Annotated in this window: 10 protein-coding genes; 8 read left to right on the forward strand and 2 right to left on the reverse strand. The window is 70.1% G+C overall.

The genetic code is table 11. The features are described from left to right. Window positions 1-26: 26 nt before the first annotated feature. Window positions 27-1,016, reverse strand: coding sequence for a hypothetical protein (locus tag ACZ6TD_RS30855; protein ID WP_471343380.1), 990 nt, complete (start codon window positions 1,014-1,016; stop codon window positions 27-29). 51 nt (window positions 1,017-1,067) lie between these two features. Then, window positions 1,068-2,012, reverse strand: coding sequence for a hypothetical protein (locus ACZ6TD_RS30860; RefSeq protein ID WP_471343381.1), 945 nt, complete (start codon window positions 2,010-2,012; stop codon window positions 1,068-1,070). Window positions 2,013-2,130: 118 nt separating this feature from the next. Here ACZ6TD_RS30860 and ACZ6TD_RS30865 point away from each other — a divergent pair, with 118 nt between their 5' ends. The 8 genes from ACZ6TD_RS30865 (at window position 2,131) to mreD (ending at window position 11,982) form a co-directional block, all read left to right on the forward strand. Then, window positions 2,131-4,764: a valine--tRNA ligase gene (locus tag ACZ6TD_RS30865; protein ID WP_471343383.1), complete on the forward strand. Its 2,634-nt coding sequence runs from the start codon at window positions 2,131-2,133 to the stop codon at window positions 4,762-4,764. Window positions 4,765-4,972: 208 nt separating this feature from the next. After that, window positions 4,973-6,433 carry a peptidoglycan D,D-transpeptidase FtsI family protein gene (locus ACZ6TD_RS30870; RefSeq protein WP_471343386.1) on the forward strand — a complete coding sequence of 487 codons (1,461 nt, stop codon included), beginning with the start codon at window positions 4,973-4,975 and terminating at the stop codon, window positions 6,431-6,433. A 54-nt stretch (window positions 6,434-6,487) separates the two neighbouring features. Beyond that, a complete protein-coding gene (gene folC, locus ACZ6TD_RS30875) occupies window positions 6,488-7,993 on the forward strand; it encodes a bifunctional tetrahydrofolate synthase/dihydrofolate synthase (protein WP_471343388.1) in 1,506 nt (501 codons plus the stop codon). A 1-nt stretch (window position 7,994) separates the two neighbouring features. Beyond that, entirely contained in the window at window positions 7,995-8,348 is a 354-nt protein-coding gene (locus tag ACZ6TD_RS30880; protein ID WP_413809500.1) for a DUF4233 domain-containing protein, read from the forward strand. A 74-nt stretch (window positions 8,349-8,422) separates the two neighbouring features. Continuing rightward, window positions 8,423-8,836: a nucleoside-diphosphate kinase gene (gene ndk, locus ACZ6TD_RS30885; protein WP_137977951.1), complete on the forward strand. Its 414-nt coding sequence runs from the start codon at window positions 8,423-8,425 to the stop codon at window positions 8,834-8,836. Between the two features lie 321 nt (window positions 8,837-9,157). Continuing rightward, window positions 9,158-10,177, forward strand: coding sequence for a rod shape-determining protein (locus tag ACZ6TD_RS30890; protein WP_037946248.1), 1,020 nt, complete (start codon window positions 9,158-9,160; stop codon window positions 10,175-10,177). Between the two features lie 143 nt (window positions 10,178-10,320). Then, window positions 10,321-11,265, forward strand: coding sequence for a rod shape-determining protein MreC (gene mreC / locus ACZ6TD_RS30895; protein WP_471343393.1), 945 nt, complete (start codon window positions 10,321-10,323; stop codon window positions 11,263-11,265). 6 nt (window positions 11,266-11,271) lie between these two features. Continuing rightward, complete coding sequence (gene mreD, locus ACZ6TD_RS30900) at window positions 11,272-11,982, forward strand: rod shape-determining protein MreD (RefSeq protein WP_471358193.1); 711 nt, start codon at window positions 11,272-11,274, stop codon at window positions 11,980-11,982. Window positions 11,983-12,095 lie beyond the last annotated feature (113 nt).

Here is a 12,095-nt window from a genome sequence, read left to right on the forward strand (position 1 = left end):
GCCTGTGAACCGCGCGGCCCGCTCGGCTACTTGATCTCCACGCGCGCGTCGTTGCGGACCTTCGCGGTGATGTCACCGGCCTCGTCGAGCGACATGCTCTTGCCGGAGAGCGCCGCGGCCGCGTCGGAGACGACCACATAGGCCACCGTGCTGTGGTCGCCCCACATGCAGATCGGGATCGAGAAGCCCTTGGTGGGTATGCCGCTGGAGCCGGAGTCCCCGGTCGGGGTGAACTTGGTGTTCTGGCACTTCATCACGGCGTTCTCGAAGCCGCTGGGCGTCACGGTCTCCGGGCTGCCCACGAGCTCGGCCTTCATCCCGCCATTGGTGGAGGGGTCTTTCTCGGCCTCTTGCGCGATCTTCGAGAAGGCGCCGTCGACGACCGCCTCGGGGTCCTTCACCTCGCCCCAGACGCCGTTGAGCTGCAACTGCTTGGCGCTCATGCCCTCGCCGGACTTGTACTCCGCGCTCTCGGTCTTGGGGTTGGTGACGCCGAACTTCTCGAAGTCGCCCGCGTCCGAGTCGGTGAGCCCGCCCCCGCCGGAGGAGCTCTTGGTGTAGTCCCCGGCCACCGTCGCGGGGGTGGTGAGCTTGTACCGCTTGCCGTCGTCGGCGACCTTACCGCCGCCACCGCTGTCGTCCCCGCCCTTGAAGACCAGGACACCGCCGACGACCGCGGCCACCGCGACCACCGCGCCGATCGCGATCGCCAGGCCCTTGTTCTTGCCGCCGCCCTGGCCCGGGCCCGGCTGGTACGGGCCCGGCATGCCCGGCTGGCCGTACGGCTGCTGCTGGGCGTACGGGTTCGGCTGCTGGCCGTAGGGGCCCGGCTGGCCCTGCGGCTGCCCGGGGTAGCCGTAGCCCTGCTGGGGCGGCTGCTGCGGCTGGCCGTAGGGACCCGGCTGACCCGGCTGCTGCGGGTAGCCGTAGCCGGGCTGGCCGGCCGCTCCACCCTGTCCGTAGGGACCCGGCTGTTGGGGCTGCTGGCCGTAGGGGCCCGGCTGGTTGTAGCTCATCTGTATCCCTCGTTAGAAACGTGCTGTTTGTTGCTGTGCGCCGGCCGCGGGCTAGCCGTCGATCTCGACGCGCGCGTCCTCGCGCACCTTGGCCGTGATGCCGGCGGCGTCCTCAAGGGACATGCCACCACCGAGCACCGCGGCCGCCGGATCCGCCATGACCGTGACGCCCAGGGTGTCCTTGTCGCCCCAGACGCACGCGGGGGCCTCCATGGATCCCTGATCCGAGGTGAACTTCATGGACTGGCACTTCAGGACGTCCCCGTCGAAGCCGTCCGGCGAGAACGACTGGGGGCTGCCCTTGGCCTGCGCGGTGCCGTTGTCCTGCAGCGTCTTGACGATGACCGCCAGCGCGAGGTCCGCGCCCCGCTCCGGGTCGGTCACATCGCCCCAGACGCCGGTGAACTTCAGCATCTCCTTACCGGAGGTCTGGTAGTCGGCCGCCACCAGATGCGGGTCCTTCACGACCGGCACCTGCTGGAGGTCCTTCCGGCCCGCCGCGGACAGATCGCTGTCGTCCGTGCCCGAGCCCTGGCGCTGGTAGTCCGCGGCCACGGTCTCGGGCGTGGTCAGCTTGTACGGACCGCCGCTGCCGCCGCCGAACAGCGCGAACGCCCCCGCCCCCAGCGCCGCCACGACGACCACCGCGCCGATCGCGAGCCCTGCCTTCCTGCCCTTACCGGAGCCACCGGACGCCGGTCCCGGAGGCGGCGGCGTCTGGGGCCCGCCGTAGTAGCCCGGGCCCTGCTGGGGCGCGGGGCCCTGCTGGGGCGGCTGCGGCGGCTGACCGTAAGGGTTCGCGGGCTGTCCATACGGGCCGGGTTGGCCCTGCGGGTGTCCGGGGTAGCCGTAGCCCTGCTGGGGCGGCTGCGGAGGCTGTCCGTAGGGACCGGGCTGCTGCGCGTACGGATTCGGCACGGGAGGCTGACCGGCGCCGTACGGCCCTGGCTGGCCCCCGTAGGGGCCGGGCTGCGGCGGCGGCTGCTGATGGCTCATGTGCCTCTCCTTATGCGCATGACAGGTTCCAAACATCCTTCCCGACGCCCTCGGGCGCCTTGGCGCCGGGGCCACAACGGGTTCGTAACGGAAGGCCGCGGCCCTTTACACTGCGGGCGTGACCGAGAACTCTTCGCAGCGCCCCACGAGCGGGCCGAACAGCCACCCCGAACTGCCGACCCAGTACGCGCCGGCCGATGTAGAGGGGCCGCTGTACGAGCGCTGGGTAGAGCGCGGTTACTTCGAGGCGGACGCGAAGAGCGACAAAGAGCCCTACACCATCGTCATCCCGCCCCCCAATGTGACCGGCTCGCTCCACCTCGGCCATGCCTTCGAGCACACGATCATCGATGCGCTCACCCGGCGCAAGCGAATGCAGGGCTTTGAGACGCTCTGGCAGCCGGGGATGGACCACGCCGGTATCGCCACGCAGAACGTGGTCGAGCGCGAGCTGGCCAAGGAGGGCGTCTCCCGCCACGACCTGGGCCGCGAGGCGTTCGTCGAGCGCGTCTGGCAGTGGAAGAGCGAGTCCGGCGGGCAGATCTCCGGCCAGATGCGGCGCCTGGGCGACGGCGTCGCCTGGAACCGCGAGCGCTTCACCATGGACGAGGGGCTCTCCAAGGCCGTCCAGACGATCTTCAAGCGGCTCTACGAGGACGAGCTGATCTACCGCGCCGAGCGCATCATCAACTGGTGCCCGCGCTGCCTTACGGCCATCTCGGACATCGAGGTGGAGTACGACGACGATGACGGCGAGCTCGTCTCGATCCGGTACGGCGAGGGCGACACCGCGATCGTCGTCGCGACGACCCGCGCCGAGACGATGCTGGGCGACACCGCGGTCGCCGTCCACCCCGACGACGAGCGCTACCGCCATCTGGTCGGCACCGAGATCGAGCTGCCGCTCACCGGCCGCCGGATCCCGATCGTCGCCGACGAGCACGTCGACCCCGAGTTCGGCACCGGCGCGGTCAAGGTCACCCCGGCCCACGACCCGAACGACTTCGAGATCGGGCAGCGGCACGGCCTGCCGAACCTGACCGTCATGGACGAGCACGCGGTCATCACCGCCCACGGCCCCTTCCAGGGCCTGGACCGGCTGGAGGCGCGCAGCGCCGTCGTCGGCGCCCTGCGCGCCGAGGGCCGGATCGTGGCCGAGAAGCGCCCGTACACCCACTCCGTGGGCCACTGCTCGCGCTGCAAGACCACCATCGAGCCGCGGCTGTCCATGCAGTGGTGGGTCAAGGTTGGCCCGCTGGCCAAGGCCGCGGGCGACGCGGTCCGCGACGGCCGGGTGAAGATCCACCCGGAGGACATGTCGAAGCGCTACTTCGACTGGGTCGACAACCTCCACGACTGGTGCATCTCGCGCCAGCTGTGGTGGGGTCACCGGATCCCGGTCTGGTACGGGCCGAACGGCGAGGTCGTCTGCGTCGGACCGGACGAGCAGCCGCCGAGCGGCGAGGGCTGGCACCAGGACAGCGACGTCCTGGACACCTGGTTCTCCTCCGGTCTGTGGCCGTTCTCCACGCTCGGCTGGCCCGAGCGGACCGAGAGCCTGGAGAAGTTCTATCCGAACTCGGTCCTGGTCACCGGCTACGACATCCTCTTCTTCTGGGTCGCCCGGATGATGATGTTCGGCCTGTACGCGATGGACGGCACCCCGCCGTTCCACACCATCGCGCTGCACGGCATGGTCCGTGACCAGTTCGGCAAGAAGATGTCCAAGTCCTTTGGGAACGCGGTCAATCCGCTGGACTGGATGGACACCTATGGATCGGACGCGGTCCGCTTCACGCTGGCCCGGGGCGCCAACCCCGGCGTGGACGTCCCGATCGGCGAGGACTGGGTCCAGGCGTCCCGCAACTTCGCCAACAAGATCTGGAACGCGACCCGCTTCGCGCTGATGAACGGCGCCACGGTCGAGGGCGAACTGCCCGCCCCCGAGCGGCTGTCGGCCACCGACCGCTGGATCCTGTCCCGGCTGAACGCGGTGGTCGCCGAGGTCGACGCGTACTACGAGGACTACCAGTTCGCCAAGCTCTCCGACGTCCTCTACCACTTCGCGTGGGACGAGGTCTTCGACTGGTACGTCGAGCTGTCCAAGACCACCTTCGCCAAGGGCGGCGCGGAGGCCGACGCCGCGCGGCGCGTCCTCGGCGAGGTCCTGGACGTCACGCTGCGGCTGCTGCACCCGGTGGTCCCGTTCGTCACCGAGAAGCTGTGGACCTCGCTGACCGGCCAGGAGTCCGTCGTCATCGCGGACTGGCCGGGCGACAGCGGCTTCCGGGACGAGGCGGCCGAGCGGGAGATCGAGAACCTCCAGCAGGTGGTCACCGAGGTCCGCCGGTTCCGCGCCGACCAGGGCCTCCAGCCCGGTCAGCGGGTCCCGGCCCGGCTGGAGCTGTCCGGCACCTCGCTGGCCGCCCACGAGGACGCGATGCGGTCCCTGCTGCGCCTCCAGCCGGCCGGTGAGGACTTCACGGCCACCGCCTCGCTGCCGGTCGCGGGCGCGACCGTGGCGCTGGACCTGTCCGGCGCGATCGACGTCGAGGCCGAGCGCAAGCGGCTGGCCAAGGACCTCGCGGCGGCCGAGAAGGACAAGGCGCAGACGACCGCGAAGCTGTCCAACGAGGGCTTCCTGGCCAAGGCCCCGGACCATGTCGTGGAGAAGATCCGCACCCGGCAGGCGACCGCCGAGGCCGATATCGCCCGGATCACCGCCCAGTTGGCGGCCCTCCCCAAGGGCTGACCACCGAGGAGCACCGATCGCACCGCAGCGCCCCCGCCGGAATCCGGCGGGGGCGCTGCGGTGCGTGAGGCGTGTGCGATGTGCCACAGACGCCCCGGAAAAGCCCCACAGACGCCTCACAGGCACCGCACAGCAATGCCCCACCGGGAACCAAACACTGCCTTCAGGGAGTTATCCGGCCGTACGTCCCGGAAGGAGCTCCCCCTCCATGAACAAGCCGCTGAGAAGGGCATCGGTGTTCTCGCTGCTGCTCGTCCTGGCCCTGCTCGCCTGGACCACCTATGTGCAGTTGGCGAGAGGCGAGAGTCTCCGGGAAGACCCGCGCAACGCCCGGGTGGCCATCTCCGAGTACGCCGGGCCGCTGGGCGACATCATCGCCGGCGGCAAGCCGGTCACCGGCTCGGCCGCCACCAAGGGGGACCTGAAGTACAAGCGCACCTACACGGACGGGAAGCTCTGGGCGCCGATCACCGGCTACGCCTCCCAGTCCTACGGCAGCACTCAGGTGGAGGCCCTGGAGCGGCAGGTGCTCGACGGCTCCGACAGCCGGCTGAAGAACCCGCTCGAGGCGGTGACGCGGGAGCGGTCCAAGCCCGGCGATGTGGTCACCACGATCAACCCGGCCGCGCAGAAGGCCGCCTACGAGGGGCTGGGGAACAAGACCGGCGCGGCCGTGGCGATCGACCCCGCCACCGGCGCCGTCCTGGGCCTGGCCAGCACGCCCTCGTACGACCCCGGCACCTTCGCGGGCTCCTCCTCGGCGGACCAGAAGGCGTGGACCGCGCTCCAGAAGGACGACAAGCAGCCGATGCTGAACCGCGCCCTGCGCCAGACCTACCCGCCGGGCTCGACCTTCAAGGTCCTGGTCGCCGCCGCGGCGCTGGAGAACGGGCTGTACTCGTCGGTGGACGAGCCGACCAAGAGCCCGGATCCGTACCGGCTGCCGGGCACGGTCACCGATATGCACAACGAGAACAGGTCGGCGCCCTGTGAGAACGCGACGATACGCACCGCCCTGGAGTACTCGTGCAATACGGTCTTCGCGAAGATGGCCGTGGACCTCGGCCAGTCCAAGGTGGCGGCGGAGGCCAAGAAGCTGGGCTTCGACGATGCCGAGCTGGACATCCCGGTGCGCGCCGCGAAGAGCACCTACCCGAGCGGGATGGACGACTCGCAGACGGCCCTGACCGGTATGGGGCAGTTCGATGTGACGGCCACTCCGCTGCAGATGGCGATGGTCTCCTCGGCCATCGCGAACGACGGCAAGCTGATGACCCCGCACGAGGTCGACCGCACCACGGACGGCAGCGCGTCCGCCCTGGACCGCCACCAGGCCAAGACCTACAGCCAGGCGATGTCCCGGCACACCGCGTCCGAGCTGCAGTCCGCGATGCGGACGGTCGTGGACCAGGGCACCGGGACCAACGCGAAGATCCCCGGAGTGACGGTGGGCGGCAAGACCGGCACCGCCCAGCACGGTGAGAACAACAGCGCCAATCCGTACGCGTGGTTCATCAGTTACGCGGACGCCGGCGGCGGCCACAAGGTCGCGGTCGCGGTGGTGGTCGAGGACAGCGACGCGGCCCGTGCCGACATCTCCGGCGGCGGACTGGCGGGGCCGATCGCCAAGTCCATGATGAAGGCGGCGCTCGCTGATACCGGCTCGTGACCGGGCGGATGGCGCTGGGCCGGGTTGTCACCCCTCCCTCGTAGACTGGTCGGCGTGAGCGAGGAGCGTCCCCAGAACGAGTCCGACGAGTTCGAAGAGATCGTCGGCGCCGAGACCGACCGTGACCCCGATCTGGCGGTGATCGAGGCCGGCAGCCGGACGCTGCGTGCGCAGTCCGGGCCACCGCAGGGGGACGGCATTCCGGCCCGCCCGGCCGACCCCGAGGTCGACCGCGCCCTGCGTGAGGTGGAGGGCGAGCTGGCCAGGCGCTGGCCGGAGACCAAGCTGGACCCGTCGCTGGTGCGGATCGAGTCGCTGATGGACATCCTGGGCTCGCCGCAGCGGGCCTATCCCTCGATCCACATCACCGGTACGAACGGCAAGACCAGCACCGCCCGCATGATCGAGTCGCTGCTGGGCGCCTTCGAGCTGCGCACCGGCCGCTACACCAGCCCCCATGTCCAGTCGATCACCGAGCGGATCAGCCTGGACGGGGCGCCGATCTCCGCCGAGCGGTTCATCGAGACGTACCAGGACATCCGGCCGTACATCGAGATGGTCGACGCCCAGCAGGAGCACCGGCTGTCCTTCTTCGAGGTGCTCACCGGCATGGCGTACGCGGCCTTCGCGGACGCGCCGGTGGACATCGCGGTGGTCGAGGTCGGCATGGGCGGCTCCTGGGACGCCACCAATGTGATCGACGCCGGCGTCGCGGTGATCATGCCGATCTCGCTGGACCACACCGACCGGCTCGGCACCACTCCGGAGCAGATCGCCGTCGAGAAGGCCGGCATAGTGAAGCAGGACGCCACCGTGGTGCTCGCGCAGCAGCCGGTGGAGGCCGCGTCGGTGGTGCTCAAGCGCGCGGTCGAGGTGGATGCCACGGTCGCCCGTGAGGGCATGGAGTTCGGTGTGTTGTCCCGGGAGGTGGCGGTCGGCGGTCAGCTGCTGACCCTGCGCGGCCTCGGCGGGGAGTACACCGATGTCTTCCACCCGCTGCACGGCGCCCACCAGGCGCACAACGCGGCGATGGCGCTGGCGGCCGTGGAGGCGTTCTTCGGCGTCGGCTCCCAGCACGCCCGCCCGCTCGACATCGACACCATCCGCTCCGCCTTCGCCTCCGTGACCTCGCCCGGCCGGATGGAGGTCGTGCGCCGCAGCCCCACCGTGGTGCTGGACGCCGCGCACAACCCCGCGGGCGCCCGCGCCGCCGCCGCGGCGGTCACCGAGTCCTTCGACTTCAGCCGGCTGATCGGCGTGGTCGGGGCGAGCGACGGCAAGGACGTCCGCGGTCTGCTGGAAGCCTTCGAGCCGATCTTCGCCGAGGTCGTGGTGACCGGCAATTCCAGCCACCGCGCCATGGACCCGGACGAGCTGGCCGCGATCGCCGTCGAGGTCTTCGGCTCCGACCGGGTCCAGGTCGAGCCGCGGCTGGACGACGCCCTGGAGGCCGCCATCACCCTGGCGGAGGAAGAGGGCGAATACGCCGGAGCGGGCGTGCTGGTGACCGGGTCGGTGATCACGGTCGGCGAGGCCCGGCTCCTCCTGGGAAAGGGCTGATATGCGAACGCTGTGCGCTTCCACCCTCATCGGTGAGTTCTTCGTGATCGGCTTCGCCGGGCTGGTCGCGATGAAGACGTCCGGGCTGTCCATGGGCACCGTCTGGACGGTCAGCGGAATCGCCATGGGGCTGTGCGTGCTGCTGTGCGGGCTGCTGAGCCGTCCGGGTGCGGTGCAGATCGGCTGGGCCCTGCAGATCGGCCTGGTGCTGAGCGGTTTCGTGGTGCCCACCATGTTCTTCCTCGGGGCGGTCTTCGCCGCGCTGTGGTGGGCCTCGGTGCACTTCGGCCGCAAGGTCGACGAGGCCAAGGCGCGGTTCGCCGCGTCCTCGGCGGCCTCACCTGACACTGCGTGACGTGGCGCTCGTTCCCCCATGTAGCCTCTGCCTCACAGCCCCACCTCATGTCTTTTCCCAAAGGAGCCCGCACCGTGAGCCAGCGCACGCTCGTCCTGCTCAAGCCCGACGCCGTCCGACGCGGACTGGTGGGCGAGATTCTGGGGCGGATCGAGAAGAAGGCGGGCTGGACGATCAGCGCCCTCGAGCTGCGTCAGCTGGACCGTGAGGTCCTGGAGCAGCACTACGCCGAGCATGTCGGCAAGCCGTTCTACGAGCCGCTGGTGGAGTTCATGGCCTCGGGTCCGGCCGTGGCGCTGGTGGTCGAGGGCGAGCGGGTGATCGAGGGTGTCCGGGCGCTGGCCGGGCCGACCGACCCGATCGCCGCGGCGCCGGGCTCCATCCGTGGCGATTTCGGCACCATCGTTCGGGAAAATCTGATCCACGCCTCCGACTCGGCGGAGTCCGCCGAACGGGAAATCAAGATTTTCTTTCCCGGGCTCGCCTGATCCCGATCCGATCGTGACTGATCGGCCATCAGTTTGATCATCGGTTTGCCACACCCCTGCTGACCTGGGGGCGGTCGAATTACCCGGCCGCCCTTCGGCATATGCGAGCCGATCGGGGGAACGCATCTCCGCGACACGACGTCACCATTAGAGGAGGCGGGGTCGTGTTCTGCTGACAATGGCGGAGGACCCCCGCAGCGTGTTCGAGCGGGCGTGACTACGATGAAGCCTCCGCGCCTCGCAGCGCACACCCATCCTGCCGACCTCAAGCAAGCAATCGCTCCAGCAGGGAAGGCCTGACGTATCCTCATGGGGAACAACATGTCGTTCATCGGCCGTGACATGGCTGTCGACCTCGGGACCGCCAACACGCTGGTGTACGTCAGGGGCCGCGGGATCGTCCTCAACGAGCCATCCGTCGTCGCCATCAACACCAACACCGGCGGAATTCTCGCCGTGGGCGCCGAGGCGAAGAAGATGATCGGCCGCACCCCTGGCAACATCGTCGCTGTGCGTCCGCTCAAGGACGGCGTTATCGCCGACTTCGAGATCACCGAGCGGATGTTGCGGTACTTCATCCTGAAGATCCATAAGCGACGCTATCTCGCCCGGCCCCGAGTGGTCGTCTGTGTGCCGTCCGGTATCACCGGCGTCGAGCGTCGTGCCGTCATCGAGGCGTCCACCCAGGCGGGCGCCCGTCAGGTGCACATCATCGAGGAACCCATGGCGGCGGCCATCGGGTCCGGCCTTCCGGTCCACGAGGCCACCGGCAACATGGTCGTGGACATCGGGGGCGGCACCACCGAGGTCGCCGTCATCTCGCTGGGCGGCATCGTCACCGCGCAGTCCATCCGGGTGGCGGGCGATGAGCTGGACAACGCGATCATCCAGCACATCAAGAAGGAGTACAGCCTGCTGCTCGGCGAGCGCACGGCCGAGAACATCAAGATCACCATCGGCTCGGCGTACGAGGGCGACGAGGAGGAGCACACCGAGATCCGCGGCCGTGACCTCGTCAGCGGCCTCCCCAAGACCGTGGTGATCTCCGCCGCCGAGGTCCGCAAGGCCATGGAGGAGCCGGTCAACTCGATCGTCGACGCGGTCAAGACCACCCTCGACAAGTGCCCCCCGGAGCTCTCCGGCGACGTCATGGACCGCGGCATCGTGCTCACCGGCGGCGGCGCGCTGCTGCGCGGCCTGGACGAGCGGCTGCGCCGCGAGACCGGGATGCCGATCCACATCGCCGAGGACCCGCTGGACTCCGTCGCACTGGGGTCCGGCAAGTGCGTGGAGGAGTTCGAGGCGCTCCAGCAGGTGCTGGACGCCCAGCCCCGCAGATGACAACCCGGCGGACCGGCCGTACGGGTGGTTGGCCGCCCGTGCGGCGGAACGCTGATATACAGGCATAAGGCTCCCCAGGACCGACCGGTCACTTTCATCCCCGGCACCGGTCCGACTTCGACGAGGAAGGCACGTCGCCGCACGTGAGGGACACACGAGAGAGCCGGCTGCTCCTGGTGCTGCTGGTCGCCATCGCGTTCGCGCTGATCACGGTGGATATCCGCGGCGGCGAGGACTCACCCCTCGACGGCGCCCGGCACGCCGCCGCTTCCGTCTTCGGGCCCGTGGAGGACGGCGTCGCGTCCGCCGTGGACCCGGTCGGCAACGCGGTGGCCGCCGTACGGGAATCCGGTGACCGGCACGACCGGGTCCGCCGGCTGGAGGAGGAGAACACCAAGCTCAAGCAGCGGCTCGGCAACAACACCCGCGACCGCGCCCGATCCGCCGAGCTCGACAAGCTGCTCAAGACCGCCGGCACCGGTCAGTACGGCATCAAGGGTGCCCAGGTCATCGGCATCGGCGCCGCCCAGGGCTTCTCCTGGACCGTCACCATCGACATGGGCAGCAGCGACGGCATCCGCCGCGACATGACCGTCATCAACGGCGACGGGCTGGTCGGCCGGGTCACCACCGTCGGCTCCTCGACGGCCACCGTGCTGCTCGCCATCGACCCGGACTTCACCGTCGGCACCCGTATGGAGGGATCGGGCGAGCTCGGTTTCGCCACCGGGCGCGGCGACCGCTCGCTCCATGTGCAGCTCCTCAACGGCAAGGCCCGGATCAAGAAGGGCGACCGGATGGTCACCTTCGGCTCCCAGGCGGACAAGCCGTTCGTCCCCGGGGTCCCGGTCGGCAAGGTCGTCCGCGTCGATCCCACCGGGGGCGACCTCACCCGCACGCTCCAGGTGCGCCCGTACGTCCGGTTCAGCAAGCTGGACATCGTCGGGGTCGTCGTGCAGCCGCCGCGCGTCAACCCGCGGGACACCGTGCTCCCGCCCAAGCCCGCGAAGCCCAAGCCGACGCCCACGGTCACCGTCACGGCCAACCCCTCCGCCACCGCCACCAGCCCGGCCGCCAACAGGAGCTGACCGATGCTGCACCTCAACCGGATCGTCCTGTCGACCTGCCTGGTGGTCTTCGCCCTCGTCGTCCAGATCTGCGTACTGGCCCGCCTCCAACTGCCCGGCGCCGTGCCGGACCTGCTGCTGCTCGTCGTGCTCGGCCTCGCGCTCGTCTACGGCCACACCGGTGGCGCGCTCATCGGCTTCGGCGCGGGGCTGCTCGCCGACTTCGCCCCGCCGGCCGACCACGCCGCGGGCCGGTACGCCCTGGTGCTGTGCGTCATCGGCTATCTGGCCGGGCTCGCCAAGCCGGAGACCGGCCAGCTCAGGTCGGCCACCGGGCCGATGCTGGTGGTCGTGGCGGCGGCCATCGGCGCCACGCTGCTGTACGCCGGGGTCGGCATCCTCGTCGGCGACGACGCGGCCCGTCAGGTGGGCCTGGGCAAGCTGCTGTTCACCGCGGCCCTCTACGACCTGCTGCTGGCCCCCTTCACGGTGCCGCTGATCATGGGGCTGGCCAGACGGAGTGAGAACGATCCGATGGCCGACAGCGCGGGCGGCGGCGGTGAGAGCCCGTCCCGCTGGATCAGCACGGCGGGCGGCGTCAGCACCGGCCGGATCGGCCGGATGAGCCGGCTCAGGCGCCCGGGCCGGGCGGCCCGGATCGGCAGCCAGCGCGGCGGGCTGCTGGCCCGCACGGGGAAGAACAGGACGGCACGCATCAAGGGGGTCAAGCGCCTGTGAGCAACGCCCTCGCGTCCCCCTCCGCCCTCACGTCCCCCTCCGCCCTCGCGTCTCCCTCTGCCCTCTCGCCCCCCTCCGCCCGCCCGTCTCCCGCCGCCGTCCTCAGGGGATGC

Source organism: Streptomyces yongxingensis (assembly GCF_055597465.1).

Coding starts and splice junctions, on each gene's coding strand:
- ACZ6TD_RS30890 (WP_037946248.1), top strand. CDS start 9,158: ATGTCGTTCATCGGCCGTGACATGGCTGTCGACCTCGGGACCGCCAAC.
- ACZ6TD_RS30870 (WP_471343386.1), top strand. CDS start 4,973: ATGAACAAGCCGCTGAGAAGGGCATCGGTGTTCTCGCTGCTGCTCGTC.
- ACZ6TD_RS30860 (WP_471343381.1), bottom strand. CDS start 2,012: ATGAGCCATCAGCAGCCGCCGCCGCAGCCCGGCCCCTACGGGGGCCAG.
- ACZ6TD_RS30880 (WP_413809500.1), top strand. CDS start 7,995: ATGCGAACGCTGTGCGCTTCCACCCTCATCGGTGAGTTCTTCGTGATC.
- ACZ6TD_RS30855 (WP_471343380.1), bottom strand. CDS start 1,016: ATGAGCTACAACCAGCCGGGCCCCTACGGCCAGCAGCCCCAACAGCCG.